At 70.1% G+C, this 13,677-nt stretch carries 13 protein-coding genes and 1 pseudogene; 10 read left to right on the forward strand and 4 right to left on the reverse strand.

Annotation, left to right across the window (positions count from 1 at the left end; genetic code table 11):
* From VGL85_RS19830 to VGL85_RS19850, 5 genes are all read left to right on the forward strand, one after another.
* Nucleotides 1-2,056, forward strand: a 2,056-nt coding sequence (locus tag VGL85_RS19830; RefSeq protein WP_331590744.1) for an Rne/Rng family ribonuclease, incomplete at its 5' end; no start/stop codon positions are given.
* Nucleotides 2,057-2,098: 42 nt separating this feature from the next.
* Nucleotides 2,099-3,487 carry a M48 family metalloprotease gene (locus VGL85_RS19835; protein ID WP_331590745.1) on the forward strand — a complete coding sequence of 463 codons (1,389 nt, stop codon included), beginning with the start codon at nucleotides 2,099-2,101 and terminating at the stop codon, nucleotides 3,485-3,487.
* 46 nt (nucleotides 3,488-3,533) lie between these two features.
* The gene (locus VGL85_RS19840) at nucleotides 3,534-4,295 is read left to right on the forward strand and encodes a DsbA family protein (protein WP_331590746.1); all 762 of its coding nucleotides are present in this window, start codon (nucleotides 3,534-3,536) and stop codon (nucleotides 4,293-4,295) included.
* Nucleotides 4,296-4,370: 75 nt separating this feature from the next.
* Entirely contained in the window at nucleotides 4,371-5,876 is a 1,506-nt protein-coding gene (locus tag VGL85_RS19845) for an NAD(P)/FAD-dependent oxidoreductase (protein ID WP_331590747.1), read from the forward strand.
* A gap of 40 nt (nucleotides 5,877-5,916) precedes the next feature.
* The gene (locus VGL85_RS19850) at nucleotides 5,917-6,336 is read left to right on the forward strand and encodes a hypothetical protein (RefSeq protein WP_331590748.1); all 420 of its coding nucleotides are present in this window, start codon (nucleotides 5,917-5,919) and stop codon (nucleotides 6,334-6,336) included.
* A gap of 12 nt (nucleotides 6,337-6,348) precedes the next feature.
* Here the strand turns inward: VGL85_RS19850 and VGL85_RS19855 are convergent, their stop codons facing one another.
* Together VGL85_RS19855 and thiS are read right to left on the reverse strand one after the other, a co-directional pair.
* Nucleotides 6,349-7,143, reverse strand: a complete 795-nt coding sequence (locus VGL85_RS19855; RefSeq protein WP_331590749.1) for a thiazole synthase — start codon at nucleotides 7,141-7,143, stop codon at nucleotides 6,349-6,351.
* 1 nt (nucleotide 7,144) lies between these two features.
* Complete coding sequence (gene thiS / locus VGL85_RS19860; RefSeq protein ID WP_331590750.1) at nucleotides 7,145-7,345, reverse strand: sulfur carrier protein ThiS; 201 nt, start codon at nucleotides 7,343-7,345, stop codon at nucleotides 7,145-7,147.
* 84 nt (nucleotides 7,346-7,429) lie between these two features.
* Here thiS and aroQ point away from each other — a divergent pair, with 84 nt between their 5' ends.
* The 5 genes and pseudogenes from aroQ to aat all read left to right on the forward strand — a co-directional run.
* Nucleotides 7,430-7,873 carry a type II 3-dehydroquinate dehydratase gene (gene aroQ, locus VGL85_RS19865; RefSeq protein WP_331590751.1) on the forward strand — a complete coding sequence of 148 codons (444 nt, stop codon included), beginning with the start codon at nucleotides 7,430-7,432 and terminating at the stop codon, nucleotides 7,871-7,873.
* A gap of 27 nt (nucleotides 7,874-7,900) precedes the next feature.
* Nucleotides 7,901-8,404, forward strand: a complete 504-nt coding sequence (accB, locus tag VGL85_RS19870; RefSeq protein ID WP_331590752.1) for an acetyl-CoA carboxylase biotin carboxyl carrier protein — start codon at nucleotides 7,901-7,903, stop codon at nucleotides 8,402-8,404.
* A 4-nt stretch (nucleotides 8,405-8,408) separates the two neighbouring features.
* A complete protein-coding gene (gene accC / locus VGL85_RS19875; protein ID WP_331590753.1) occupies nucleotides 8,409-9,758 on the forward strand; it encodes an acetyl-CoA carboxylase biotin carboxylase subunit in 1,350 nt (449 codons plus the stop codon).
* 121 nt (nucleotides 9,759-9,879) lie between these two features.
* On the forward strand, nucleotides 9,880-11,799 hold the full coding sequence (locus tag VGL85_RS19880; protein WP_331590754.1) for a CocE/NonD family hydrolase: 1,920 nt from the start codon (nucleotides 9,880-9,882) through the stop codon (nucleotides 11,797-11,799).
* Between the two features lie 16 nt (nucleotides 11,800-11,815).
* A pseudogene (aat, locus tag VGL85_RS19885) lies at nucleotides 11,816-12,424 on the forward strand (leucyl/phenylalanyl-tRNA--protein transferase); the annotation flags it as partial.
* Here aat and VGL85_RS19890 read toward each other — a convergent pair.
* Complete coding sequence (locus VGL85_RS19890; protein WP_331590755.1) at nucleotides 12,403-13,182, reverse strand: DUF2155 domain-containing protein; 780 nt, start codon at nucleotides 13,180-13,182, stop codon at nucleotides 12,403-12,405. The pseudogene aat and the gene VGL85_RS19890 sit on opposite strands and share 22 nt — an antisense overlap.
* Before the next feature lie 10 nt (nucleotides 13,183-13,192).
* On the reverse strand, nucleotides 13,193-13,585 hold the full coding sequence (locus tag VGL85_RS19895) for an NADH:ubiquinone oxidoreductase subunit NDUFA12 (RefSeq protein WP_331590780.1): 393 nt from the start codon (nucleotides 13,583-13,585) through the stop codon (nucleotides 13,193-13,195).
* Between the last annotated feature and the right edge of the window lie 92 nt (nucleotides 13,586-13,677).

The raw sequence follows: 13,677 nt of genomic DNA on the forward strand, positions 1-13,677 counted from the left end.
CCGCTACGGCGTGCTCATGCCAAATACGGCAAGAGGGGGCGGCATCAGCCGCAAGATCACCACCGCCGCCGACCGCAAGCGCCTGAAGGGCATCGTGCAGAGTCTGGACGTGCCGCAGGGCATGGGCCTGATCATCCGCACCGCCGGCGCCGCGCGCACCAAGGCCGAGATCAAACGCGACTACGAATACCTGCTCAGGCTGTGGGAGACGATCCGCGAGGCGACGCTGAAGTCGATCGCGCCGGCCCTGATCTACGAGGAAGAAGACCTCGTGAAGCGGGCGATCCGCGACCTCTATGACAAGGACATCGACGGCGTGTTCGTCGAAGGCGCGGCCGGCTTCAAGGAAGCGCGCGACTTCATGCGCATGCTGATGCCCAGCCAGGCGAAGAAGGTGCAGCTCTATACCGAGCCGACGCCGTTGTTCGTCCGCCACCGGGTCGAGGACCACCTTTCGCAGATCTATTCGCCGGTCGTGCCGCTGCGTTCCGGCGGCTATCTGGTGATCAACCAGACCGAGGCCCTGGTCGCCGTCGACGTGAACTCCGGCAAGTCCACGCGCGAGCGCAACATCGAAGCCACCGCGCTGAAGACCAACATGGAGGCGGCCGAGGAAGCCGCGCGCCAGCTGCGCCTGCGCGACCTGGCCGGCCTGATCGTCATCGACTTCATCGACATGGACGAGTCGAAGAACAACAGGGCGGTCGAAAAGAAGCTGAAGGACTGCCTGAAGGACGACCGCGCCCGGGTGCAGATGGGCAAGATCAGCGCCTTCGGCCTGATGGAGATCAGCCGCCAGCGCCGCCGCACCGGCGTGCTGGAGGGCACGACCCACGTCTGCGAGCATTGCGGCGGCACCGGGCGGGTGCGCTCGGTGGAATCCAGCGCGCTCGCGGCCCTGCGGACCCTGGAGCTGGAGGCCCTGAAGGGCGGCGGCGAGGCGACGCTGAAGGCGCCGCGGGCCGTGGCGCTCTACATCCTGAACGAAAAGCGCGCCCATCTGGCCAGGCTGCAGCAGACGCTCGGCCTGTTCGTCACCGTGGTGGCGGACGACGAAATGGCCCATGCCGACTGCCTGATCGAGCGCACCTCGATGGAGCAGCGGCCGGAGCACGCGGCGATCGCCGCCCAACCGGTCCAGGCCTACGAACCGCCGGCCGACGACGACTTCGACGACGAAGCCTTCGACGAGGAGGACGAGGAAGACGAAGACGATCAGGCCGAGCTCGACCGCGAGGACGTGGATGACGACGAGGCGCGCGACCGCGCCGAGCACCACGACCGCGAGGACGGCGATGGCCGTGGCGGACGCCGTCGGCGGCGCCGGCGCGGTCGCCGCGAAGGCGGCGGCGGCGAAGGCCGTGAGGCCGCCGCGCCCAACGCTGAAGGCGCCGCTCACGAGGACGAAGGCGGCGGACGTCGCCGCCGGCGCGGTCGCCGCGGCGGCCGGCGGATGCGCGAGGATGGCCGCCCGCACGACGCCTTCGCCTGGGTGCGGCCCTGGGTGCCTTACGGCGACGACCCGTTCGTCTGGTACGACCCGTCCGAGGACATGAAGCCGCCGGCCGCAAACGACACCCGCGCCGAGGCCCCCGCGCCGCGCGCCGCGGCCGAGTCCGCCCCGGCCGCGCCCACCGTCGCCCATCGGGATGGCGGCGAGGAAGATATCTGGGTCGAATTGCCCGCCGCGGACGACAAGCCCCGCCGCTCGCGCCGCGGCCGCGGCCGTGGTCGCGGCAAGGACGATGCGCCGACGGCGGCCTTCGAGGCGCCGGCGGAGGCTGTCGCCGCGCCGGAACCCGCGCCAGAACCGACGCCCGAACCCGCGGCCGAGCCCGTCGTGGCGGAAGCCGCGCCAAGCGGCAAGAAGCCGCGGGCGAGCCGCGCCAAGGCCAAGGCGGCCGCGCCGGCGGAGGCCGTCGCCGAGCCCGTGGCCGAGGCGGTCGCCGCGGCGCCCGAGCCCAAGCCCGCCGCCACGGCTCCGCGCGAGCCCGACCCGGCGGAGATCGCCGCCCCGCCCGCCGCGCCGCGGAGAGGCTGGTGGCGGCGCGGGTGACGCGGTAGGATTTTTGACGGGGGGCGTTGTCGAGAGTTGAGCATGGCCTCTCCAGCCCGTTCGATCTTCCGTGCCGTCCTGGCCGGGGCCATCGCCCTGAGCCTGGTCCTGCGTCCCGGGTTGGCCGCAGCGCAGTTCACCAGCGGCGACTACCTGATCCGCGACACCGAGATCGAGGAGATCCTGCACCGCCAGTCGTCGCCGATCTTCGCGGCCGCCGGCATCGATCCCAAGGGCATCCAGATCGTCCTGATCGGCTCCAAGGATCCGAACGCGGCAGCGGCGCCGGGGGTGATGATGGTCACCACGGCGCTGATCATGCAGGCGGACAACCCGAACCAGCTGCAGGGCGTCATGGCCCACGAGATCGGCCACCTGGCCGGCGGCCACGCCTTCCGCTCCGGCGACGGCGCGCGGGCGGGCATGGTGCCGATGATCCTGACCATGGGCCTGGGCGTGCTGGCCGCCATCGCGGGATCAGGCGACGCCGCGGCCGGCCTGATCTCCAGCGCGCCCTACTTCGGCGCCCTGGGCTACGCCGGCTACGGCCGCGAGCAGGAGGCCCGCGCCGACCAGGCGGGCGCCACCTACATGGAAAAGGCCGGGCTTTCAGGCCGGGGCCTGGCGGAATTCTTCGACAAATACCGCTACCAGGAGGTCCTCTCCCAGACCCGGCGCTACAAGTACTTCATCGACCACCCGCTGTTCTCCGACCGGATCGAAGCCCTCCAGACCCGGGTCACCGCCCTGCCCCACTACTACAAGAAGGACCCGCCGGAGGCGCTGGCCGAGCACGAGATCATGAAGGCCAAGCTGGAGGGCTTCATCGAGCCGCAGGTGGCGCTCACCAAGTACGACGAGAAGGACACCTCCTACCCGGCCCGCTATGCGCGGGCGATCGCCTACTACCAGCTCAAGGAGCCGGACAAGGCGCTGAAGCGGGTCGACGCCCTGATCGCCGAGCAGCCCAACAACGCCTACCTCTATGAGCTGAAGGGCCAGATCCTGTTCGAGTTCGGCCGCCAGGAAGAGGCCGAGGCGCCGCAGCGCAAATCCGTGGCCCTGCGCCCGGACGCGCCCCTGCTGCGCGTCAACCTCGGCCAGACGCTGGTCTCGTTGGACAACCGCACCAAGACAGAGGAGGGAATCGTCGAGCTGAAGAAGGCCCTGACCCAGGAAAACGACAACGCCACGGCCTGGCGCATCCTGGCGGAGGCCTACGACAAGCACGGCGACGAAGGCCTGGCCCGCCTGGCGACCGCCGAGATGGAATACAACATCGGCGATATGCGCCAGGCCCGGGAATTCGCGATCCGCGCCCGCGACCGCCTGCCGAAGGACAGCGCCGACTGGCGCCGCGCCACCGACATCGTGCTGGTCTCCAACCCCACCGTCGACGACCTGCGCCGGCAGGGCGGAGCCGGCGGCTGACAGGCTGCGCCTCGCAAAAGCCGCCGATCCGTCCTAGATGGCTGGCATGACCTTCGCCATTCGCAACACCCCGATCCGCGCCGCCCTGATGACCCTGGGCGCGCTCGCCGTCGCCATCCCGCTCGCCGCCTGCCAGAGGATGGACGACGCCGCCTTCGGCAACCGCGTCCACGCCTATCTGATGACCCATCCGGAGGTGGTCCGCGAAGCCGCCGACAAGCTGGCCGAGAACGAGCGCCTGGCGGCGGTCAAGGCCTCCACCGACGCCATCGCCAGATACCGCGGCCAGCTGGAGCGCGACCCGCGCGACTTCGTCGCCAATCCGAACGGCAAGGTCACGGTGGTGGAGTTCTTCGACTACCGCTGCGGCTACTGCAAGCTGGCCGCGCCAGAGGTGGTGAAGCTGATCCAGGAAAATCCAGACGTCCGCTTCGTCTTCAAGCAGTTCCCAATCTTCGGCGAGGTCTCCGACACCGCCGCCAAGGTGGCGCTGACCCGCGAGGCCAAGGCCAAGGGCGTCCAGCTCTACCAGGCGCTGATGAGCGACAAGGCGCTGGATGACGCCGCGCTCGACCGCCACCTCGCCGAGATCGGCATCGATCCCGCCACCGCCCGCAAGGACGCCGAGCATCCAATGATCGAGCGGCAGATCGAGGACGCTCACACCCTGGCCGAGGAACTGAAGATCGACGGCACGCCGGCCTTCATCGTCGGCGACACCATGATCCCCGGCGCCGATATCGCCGCCCTGCGCGCGGCGATCGCCAAGGCCAAGGGCGTCCCGCTACCGGCCGAGAGCAAGAGCTGACCGGGCCCGGCCGCGCTTGACCCCACGGCAGCGGAGACTTGACGTAGTCTGGTGGCGGGAACGTCGGAGCGGGACATGACGGAACGGGTGCTCGTGATCGGCGCCGGCATGGCGGGCCTATGGACCGCGCTGGCGCTCGCGCCCACCGGCCGGCAGGTGACGCTGCTGGAACGCGACCCGCCGCCGCCCGAAGGCGGGGCCGACGAGGCCTTCGACACCTGGACCCGCCGCGGCGTAGGCCACCTGCGCCACAGCCACGCCTTCCTGGCCCGCCTGCGCCTCATCATCCGCGATGAACATCCTGAATTGCTTGCGGAACTGCTGGCCGCCGGTTGCCGCGACCTGGGCTTCGAGGGCGGGCTCACCGACATCCACAAGCGCGCCTACGTCCCTGCTTCGGTCGACCGGGACCTGGCGGTGCTGACGAGCCGGCGCACCACCCTGGAGCTGGTGATCCGCCGCTATGTGGAGCGCCAGGCGAACGTCACGGTGCGTTCCGGCGTGTTCGTGAAGGCCGTGACGATCGCGCCGGGCGCGCCGGCGACCGTCACCGGCGTCGTGGTCGAGGCGGATGGCGCGAGCGAGATCCTGAGCGCCGAGATCGTGGTCGACGCGGCCGGCCGAACCTCCGGCGCCGTGGAGCAGCTGCGCGAGGCCGGCGTCGCGATCCCTGAGGAGTCGGAAGCCTGCGGCATCCTCTATTTCACGCGCCACTACCGGCTGAACCCCGGCGTGGCCGAGCCGGAGCGCACCCGAAACCCGCTCACCGGCGACCTGGAATACCTGAAGTTCGGCGTCTTTCCGGCCGACAACGGCTGCTTCTCCATCACCCTGTGCGTGCCGGAGATCGAGGAGGAACTGCGCAAGAAGGTGGTCGATCCGGCGATGTTCGACGCGATCTGCGCGCGCCTGCCGGGCCTGGCACCCTGGGTCGATTCCAAGGTGGCCACGCCGATCAGCCGGGTGTTCGGCATGGGCGACCTCTCCAGCCGCTGGCGCGACTTCGCGCCGGAGGGTCGCGCCGCGGTGCTGGGCTTCTTCGCGGTCGGCGACAGCGTGGTGCGCTCCAACCCGCTCTATGGCCGCGGCTGCTCCTTCGCCGCCGTCAGCGCCCACCTGCTGCGCGACGCCGTGCAGATGTTCGAGAACCCGGCCGCGCGGCTGGAGGCCTATCAGCGCCGCCTCGCCGCCGAGCTTCGCCCCTACTACGACGGCATGCGCGATCAGGACCGCAGCGCTATCCGCCGCGCGCGCCACGCGCTGACGCCGGGCCACCAGCCCAGCCTCAAGGGCCGCCTCACCAAGGCCTTCCTGGAAGACGGCGTGGCCGTCGCCGTGCGCTCGGATGTCGAGCTGTTCCGCGCCGCCTTGCGCGGCTTCCACATGCTCGAGGACCCGCAGGCCTGGCTGAAGCGGCCGAGGAACCTGGCGAAGGTGCTGGGCTACTGGGCGCGGGGCAAGGACCGCAACGCCGAGGCCTATCGCCCGCGCGGCGGACCGGACCGCGAGGAGATGCTGACCGGGCTCGGCCTTTCGCCCCAGGCCGACATCGAGCGCGTGGCGCTCGCTCGCGGCGGCTGAATCCGCCTAGACTGCGGCGACCGCAACGAAAGGCCGCCCGATGCGCCGAACGCCCCTCGCCGCCCTGCTCAGCCTCGCCCTCGCCGGAACCGCGCTCGCCGCCGGCATGAGCGTGAAGGACGAGATGAAGACCGTCGTCGATCCGGCCACCAACACCATCTTCGCGGTCGGTGGCGACGTCGACCCGGCCAACGGCCCGGACGCCGCCAAGGTCCCGGCCAGCCGCTGGGCCGAGGCGCTGGCCGCCTCCACCAAGCTGAAGGCCTCCGCGGCCGATCTCGTCGGCCCGCAGAAGCAGCCCGGTGACGTCTGGACCAAGTCCGCCGGCGATTTCGCCCGCCTCGCCGCCGACGCCGAGAAAGCCGCCCAGAAGAAGGACGGCGCCGCCTTCTCCAAGGCCGCCAACGACCTCGGCGACACCTGCACGGCGTGTCATTCCAAGTACAAGAAGCAGAGCTAGGGCGCTGGTTTCCTAGATCAAACCGCCGCGCGGTGACGATGGATCGCCGTAGGTCCGTCGGGCCATGCGCCCAGCGAGATGGGCTTCGCGCCCGGCGATCACCGCGTGCTTCATGGCCGCCGCCATGCGGATCGGGTCCTGGGCTTCGGCGATGGCGGTGTTCATCAGCACCGCGTCGCAGCCTGCCTCCATGGCCAGCACCGCGTCGGACGCCGTGCCGACGCCGGCGTCCACCAGCACCGGCACCGTGGCCTGCTCGATGATCAGGCCGAGGTTCAGGAAGTTCTGGATGCCGCGCCCGGAGCCGATCGGCGCCGCCGCCGGCATGATCGCCGCCGCGCCGGCCTCCTCCAGCTTCTTGGCGTAGACCGGGTCGTCGGAGCAGTAGACCATCACCTGGAAGCCGTCGGCGATCAGCAGCTTCAGCGCCCGCAGGGTCTCTTCCATGTCGGGCAGCAGGTGCTTGGTGTTGCTGAGCACCTCCAGCTTCACCAGGTCCCAGCCGCCGGCCTCGCGCGCCAGGCGCAGGGTGCGCACGGCGTCCTCGCCGGTGAAACAGCCGGCCGTGTTGGGCAGGAAGGTGAAGCGGTCGGGCTTCACATGGTCCACCAGCATCGGCTGGCTGGGGTCGGACAGGTTCACGCGGCGGAGCGCCACCGTCACGATCTCGGCGCCCGCGGCCTCGGCGGCGGCGGCGTTCTGGGCGTAGTCCTTGTACTTGCCGGTGCCGACGATCAGGCGCGAGCGGAAGGTGCGGCCGGCGACCGTCCAGGTGTCCGCGGCTTGCGGGGTCTGCGCGCCGTCCATGTCAGCCGCCTCCAATGAAGTGCACGATCTCGATCCGGTCGCCGTCGCAGAGCGCCGTCTTCAGATAGGCCGACCGCGGCACGATCTCCAGATTACGCTCGATCGCCACCTTGCGCCCGTCCAGACCCAGGGCCGTCACCAGGGCCGCCAGGTGGTCCACGCCGGTGAAGCTCCGCGTCTCGCCGTTCAGGGTCAGGGTCATGCGCCGAATTGCCTCCAGAACCCGGCAAGCTTGTGACGCCGCAGCCCTGCCGGTACAAGACGCCGGAATCTACGGCGGAGCGTAATGCCCAAACCGATCTATGTGCTGAGCGGCCCCAACCTCAACCTGCTGGGGACCCGCGAGCCGGAGATTTACGGACATCAGACCCTGGACGACGTGAAGCGCCTCTGCGAGGCGCGCGCGAAGTCTTTAGGGCGCAGCGTCGTATTCCGGCAGTCGAACCACGAGGGCCAGCTGATCGACTGGATCCAGGAGGCCCGCACAGAGGCCTCAGCCCTGGTGATCAATCCGGCGGGCTATGGCCACACCTCCATCGCCATCCTGGACGCCCTGAAGGCCGTGGGCGTGCCGGTGATCGAGTGCCACTTGTCGAACCCGGCGGCGCGCGAACCGTTTCGCCGCAAGACCTATGTGGCCCTGGCCGCGACCGGCACGGTCTGCGGCTTTGGCGCCGCGAGCTATGAACTGGCCGTCGAGGCCGCCGCGGGCCTGACCCGCTCCGCCTGACGCAGAAGAAGAAGCGAGTGAATTTGCATGGCTAGCCCCCCCAAGGCCCCCGCCGCCGACCCGATCGACGCGCGCCTGGTGCGCCGACTGGCCGACATCCTGACGGAGACGGGCCTGACGGAGATCGAGGTCGAGCACTCGGGCCTGAAGATCCGCGTCGCCAGGACGCTGAACGCCGTGGCGGCCGCCCCGGTGACCTATGCCCCGGCCCCTGCGCCGGCTACAGCGCCCGCGACGCACGCCGCTTCGGCCCCGGCGGCCGCACCCGCCTCCGACGCCGGCGCGGGCCGCCCGGCTGGCGAGGAAGTGAAGTCGCCGATGGTGGGCAGCATCTACATGCAGCCCGAGCCGGGCGCCGATCCCTTCATCGAGGTCGGCGACAGCGTCACCGCCGGCCAGACCCTGTTCATCATCGAGGCGATGAAGACCATGAACCCGATCCCCGCGCCCAAGGCCGGCAAGATCCTGGCGATCCTGGTCGAGGACGGTCAGCCCGTGGAGTTCGGCGAGCCGCTCGCGGTCATCGGCTAGAACGATGTTCGACAAGATCCTCATCGCCAATCGCGGCGAGATCGCGCTCCGGGTCCACCGGGCGTGCAAGGAGATGGGCATCGCCACCGTGGCCGTGCATTCCGAGGCCGACTCGGGCGCCATGTGGGTCAGATTGGCCGACGAAAGCGTGTGCATCGGACCGCCGGCGGCGGCCAAGAGCTATCTCAACATCCCCTCGATCATCGCCGCCGCCGAGATCACCGGCGCCCAGGCGATCCATCCGGGCTACGGCTTCCTGTCGGAGAACGCCCGCTTCGCCGAGATCGTCGGCGCCCACGGCTTCACCTTCATCGGGCCGAAGCCCGAGCATATCGCGATGATGGGCGACAAGATCACCGCCAAGCAGGCGGTGAAGGCCGCCGGCATTCCGGTGGTGCCCGGCTCCGACGGCGCGATCACCACCGAGGAGGAAGCCTTCGCGGCGGCCAAGGCCATCGGCTTCCCGGTGCTGATCAAGGCCGCGGCCGGCGGCGGCGGGCGTGGCATGAAGGTCGCCCAGACCGAGGACGATCTCTACGAAGCCGTCTCCACCGCCCGCTCCGAGGCCAAGGCCGCCTTCGGCGACGACGCGGTCTATATGGAACGCTACCTGCAGACGCCCCGGCACATCGAGCTGCAGGTGATCGCCGACAGCTTCGGCAACGTCTGCCACCTGGGCGAACGCGACTGCTCGCTGCAGCGCCGCCACCAGAAGGTGCTGGAGGAAGCCCCCTCGCCGGCCATCGACGCCGCCGCGCGCGAAAGGATCGGCAAGGTGGTGGTCGACGCCGTCAAGGCCATCGGCTACCTCGGCGTCGGCACCATCGAGTTCCTCTACGAGAACGGCGAGTTCTTCTTCATCGAGATGAACACCCGCCTGCAGGTGGAGCACCCGGTCACCGAGGCGATCACCGGCATCGACCTGGTGCGCGAGCAGATCCGCATCGCCGCGGGCCTGCCGCTCAGCTTCAGCCAGAAGGAGGTGGTGTTCGAGGGCCACGCCATCGAATGCCGGATCAACGCCGAGAATCCGAAGACCTTCGCGCCCTCGCCGGGCCTGGTCACCGACTTCCACGCGCCCGGCGGCCTGGGCGTGCGGCTCGATAGCGCGCTGTACGCCGGCTACACCATCCCACCCTATTACGACTCCCTGATCGGCAAGCTGATCGTTCACGGCCGCGACCGCGCCGAATGCATCGCGCGGATGAACCGCTGCTTGAACGAGGTGGTGGTGGCCGGCATCGACACCAACATCCCGCTGTTCCAGGAGTTGCTGGCCAACCCCGACATCAACGCCGGCGACTACAATATCCACTGGCTGGAAAACTGGATGAAGGCCCAAGCCGGTTCCTAGGACCGGTTCCTGAGGCCTGTTCCTGGCCGGGGGGCCTGACCGGCCGCTCGTCGCGCAAGGCTTGGCCTTCCGCACACGTCATGCTCTAGCTCCTGGCGGAGACAAGTCGGGGAGCGCGCGCGTGCGGACAGTCTGGGCGGCGTTTGCGGCGAGGGCCATCCTCGCGGCGGCCATCTTCGCGGCGGGCGGCCCAGCCCTGGCGGCCCAGCCGAAGCCCGCGCCCCAGGCGGCGCCCAGGCCTGCCCCCTTCACCTACCAGGAAGTGATGATCCCCATGCGCGATGGGGTCAGGCTGCAGACGGTGATCATGGCGCCCGCCAACGCGACGGGCCCGCTGCCGATCCTGTTGCGCCGCACGCCCTATGGCGTCCCGGACCACGCCTATGAAGGTGTGCCGGACCCGCTGAAGGAACTCTACGCCGACGGCTACATCTTCGTGATCCAGAACCTGCGCGGCCGGTTCAAGTCCGAGGGGACCTTCAGCCTGTCGGACGATTCCACCGTCACGCCGGGCCAGGGCACCATCGAGACCCGCGACGCCTACGACACCGTCGATTGGCTGGTGAAGAACGTGGCGAACAACAACGGCCGGGTCGGCATCTACGGCATCTCCTACGACGGCTATACGGCCGGCGCGACCCTGCTGGGCCCGCACCCGGCGCTGAAGGCGGTGAGCGAGCAGGCCTCGCCGGTCGACCAGTGGATGAACGACGACGACCACCGCTATGGCGCGCTGCGGCTCAGCTACGATTTCGAGTACGCGGTCTATGAAGAGGCCGACAAGAACGCCAACACCCACTTCGCCTTCGACAAGTGGGACACCTATGAGTGGTATCTGGCCGCTGGGCCCCTCTCGAACCTCAACGACCAGCACCTGCATGGCGCGATCCGCTACTGGAACGAGGCCACTGAGCATCCCGACTACGACGCCTTCTGGAAGAGCCAGGCCTGGGCCCAGACCCTGCATCGCTCAAGCGTGCCCAACCTCAACGTCGCGGGCTTCTGGGACCAGGAGGACCCCTGGGGTCCCTGGCAGATCTTCCGCCATGCCGCCGAGAGCGATCCGGACCACACGGACCTGATGGTGGCCGGCCCCTGGTATCATGGCGGCTGGCATGGCGCGGTCTCGACCCTCGGCGCGGCCCCGCTCGGCCAGGACACCAGCCTCGCCTTCCGGCGCGACATCGAGGCGCCCTTCTTCGCCTACTGGCTGCACGACAAGGGCGCCAAGCCGGCCTACGCGGCGCGCATGTTCCAGACCGGCTCCAACGTCTGGAAGAGCTATGACGCCTGGCCGCCGGCCGGGGCCCAGTCCACCAGCCTCTATTTCCACGCCGACGGGACCCTGAGCTTCGAGGCGCCGGGCGCGGCCGAGACGGGCGGGCGCCGCACCTATGTTTCGGACCCCGCCAATCCGGTCCCCTATCGCCAGCGGCCGATCTCGCCCACCTATCCCGGCGGTGACTGGCGTCTGTGGGAGAGCGCCGACCAGCGCTTCGTCGACCACCGGCCCGACGTGCTCACCTATGTCAGCGCGCCCCTGGACCACGATGTCGAGGTCGCCGGGCCGGTCGCCGCCGAGCTGTTCGCCGCCACCTCCGGCACGGACAGCGACTTCATCGTCAAGCTGATCGACGTAGCCCCCGACAACGCGGCCAAGCCCGACTGGATCGCCGACTTCGGCCCGGCGCCGGGCCAATTCGCCAGGAGCGCCAACGGCTACGAGCTTCCGATCGCCATGGAGGTGCGCCGTGGCCGCTACCTGGAAAGCTACGAGCATCCCAAGGCGCTGACGCCGAACAAGCCGGTGCGCTGGGACGTGCCGTTGCGCGACCGCGACCACGTGTTCAAGGCCGGCCACCGGATCATGGCGCAGGTCCAGTCTACCTGGTTCCCGCTGATCGACCGCAACCCGCAGACCTTCGTCCCCAGCATCTACGCCGCCAAGGCGAAGGACTTCCAGGCGGCCACCCAGACCGTCTATTCCACGCCGGATATGGCCTCGCGGATCATCCTGCCGGTCGTACCGAACGGAGGGTGAGGCTAGTCTGGCGGCCATGGCTGCGTTCGACGCCCGCGACCTCCTGGCCTGCTATGCGCGCGGCGTCTTCCCGATGGCCGATGCGCGCGACGACGACCGGGTCTTCCTGATCGACCCGGAGCGGCGCGGCGTGATCCCGCTGGGCGGTTTCCACGTCTCCCACCGCCTGGCGCGCACCGTTCGCGCCGATCCGTTCGAGGTGCGGGTGGACACCGCCTTCCGCGACGTCGTCCAGGCCTGCGCCGCGGCCAAGCCGGGCCGGCTGGAGACCTGGATCAACCACCCGATCGAAGCCCTCTATGTTCACCTGCACGACATCGGCCATGCCCACAGCGTGGAATGCTGGGCCGACGGCGAGCTGGTGGGCGGGCTCTATGGGGTGACGCTCAAGGCGGCGTTCTTCGGCGAGAGCATGTTCTCCCGGCGCACCGACGCCTCGAAGGTCGCGCTGGTTCACCTGGTCGCCAGGCTGATCGCCGGCGGATACCGCCTGCTCGACGCCCAGTTCCTCACCGATCATCTGACCCAGTTCGGAGCCGAGGAGATCGCGCGGGACGAATACCATCGCCGCCTGGCCGCCGCGCTCGAGCGCGACGCGAGCTTTCAGGGGGTGGGCGGCGAAGCCGGGGTCGGGGTCGCGACCACCTCGGGCAGCGGCTTCGGGGCTGGCGGCGGCGGCGTGGGCGCCGGTTTGGCGGCCGGCTCGGGCTTCGCAACCGCAGGGGCGGCTGCCGGCGCCGCCGCGGGCGGGGTCGGCGGCGGGTTCACCGGGACCGTCGCCCTGCAGGTGATCAGCCAGGCGTCATAGACGGGGTGCTCGAGCGGGTGCAGGCCCGGCGAGGAGGCATACATCCAGCCCTTGAACACCTGGCGCGGCGACAGCGCCGGCTTTCCCGGCAGGGCGCGCGGCTGGCTGTCGATCGTCAGATAGGCCACGGAATCGTCGACCGGCTCGTCCGGCGCCGTGCGCTCGCAGGCCTTCACCGTGAAGACCAGGGTCCGGTAGCGGATCGGGCGGCCAACCGGCGCCTCGAAGCGCAGGCTCTCGGCGGTCACCTTGTCCAAGGCTTCCAGCACGGCGACGTCGTAGCGGGTCCGCCGCGCCGGCGGCGCCGGCGGCTTGGGCGGCGGCGGCGCGGCCTGGACCGGCGTCTCCTTCGCCGAGTCCGGCGCGATGGCCGGGACCGGCGCGGGCGCGGGCCCCGGCGGCGGCGCTTCGGCGGCCTTCGGCGCAACCACCTGGGGCAGCGCGGCTGGGGGTTGGGATTGGGACTGGGGCTGGGCCGCCGCCAGGCCGCCGGCCAGCCCAGCCGTCAGGGCGAGCGCCGCGGCCCGCAGTGGAAGCCTGCCAGGTGAGCGACGAAGCAATGGCCGAGGCGACATGGCAGCCGGCCTATTTCGGGGACCAGGCCTCGTAGTCGGCCGTGGCCTTCTGCCGCTCGCCGCCACGCGACAGGGCGCCGGCCGGCCGATAGGCGTGGATGGTTCCGGTGAGGTTCGGCAGGTGATCCTTCTCCCAGGCCTTGGCCGGGAGGGTCTCCGCGGTCGGCGGCTCGTCGAAGGTATAGTGCAGCCAGCCGTGCCATTCGGCCGTCACCTTCGAGGCGTCGGCGTAGCCCTGGTAGATCACCCAGCGACGCTTGCGCCCGTCGTAGCTGTCGGAATTGTCCCGCGCCTCGAAGTAGCGGTTGCCGTGGGCGTCCTGCCCGACGAAGACACCGCGCCGGCCGATGTGGAAGCGCACGCCGATCGTGGCGCCGTTCCACCAGGTGAAGATCGACTTCAGGAAATTCAGCACGGGGCGATCACTTCGAATTCGTCAGTGGAGCCTGACTTATAGGCGGCGCCCCGGGGAGCGTCCAGCGCCGCGCCCGCGCC

Source organism: Phenylobacterium sp. (genome assembly GCF_036501465.1).
Classification (GTDB): Bacteria; Pseudomonadota; Alphaproteobacteria; order Caulobacterales; family Caulobacteraceae; genus Phenylobacterium.

Excerpts from the sequence above, each read along its gene's own strand:
- VGL85_RS19835 (WP_331590745.1), top strand. The coding sequence starts at position 2,099 with ATGGCCTCTCCAGCCCGTTCGATCTTCCGTGCCGTCCTGGCCGGGGCC.
- VGL85_RS19840 (WP_331590746.1), top strand. The coding sequence starts at position 3,534 with ATGACCTTCGCCATTCGCAACACCCCGATCCGCGCCGCCCTGATGACC.
- VGL85_RS19845 (WP_331590747.1), top strand. The coding sequence starts at position 4,371 with ATGACGGAACGGGTGCTCGTGATCGGCGCCGGCATGGCGGGCCTATGG.
- VGL85_RS19850 (WP_331590748.1), top strand. The coding sequence starts at position 5,917 with ATGCGCCGAACGCCCCTCGCCGCCCTGCTCAGCCTCGCCCTCGCCGGA.
- VGL85_RS19855 (WP_331590749.1), bottom strand. The coding sequence starts at position 7,143 with ATGGACGGCGCGCAGACCCCGCAAGCCGCGGACACCTGGACGGTCGCC.
- thiS (WP_331590750.1), bottom strand. The coding sequence starts at position 7,345 with ATGACCCTGACCCTGAACGGCGAGACGCGGAGCTTCACCGGCGTGGAC.
- aroQ (WP_331590751.1), top strand. The coding sequence starts at position 7,430 with ATGCCCAAACCGATCTATGTGCTGAGCGGCCCCAACCTCAACCTGCTG.
- accB (WP_331590752.1), top strand. The coding sequence starts at position 7,901 with ATGGCTAGCCCCCCCAAGGCCCCCGCCGCCGACCCGATCGACGCGCGC.
- accC (WP_331590753.1), top strand. The coding sequence starts at position 8,409 with ATGTTCGACAAGATCCTCATCGCCAATCGCGGCGAGATCGCGCTCCGG.
- VGL85_RS19890 (WP_331590755.1), bottom strand. The coding sequence starts at position 13,182 with ATGTCGCCTCGGCCATTGCTTCGTCGCTCACCTGGCAGGCTTCCACTG.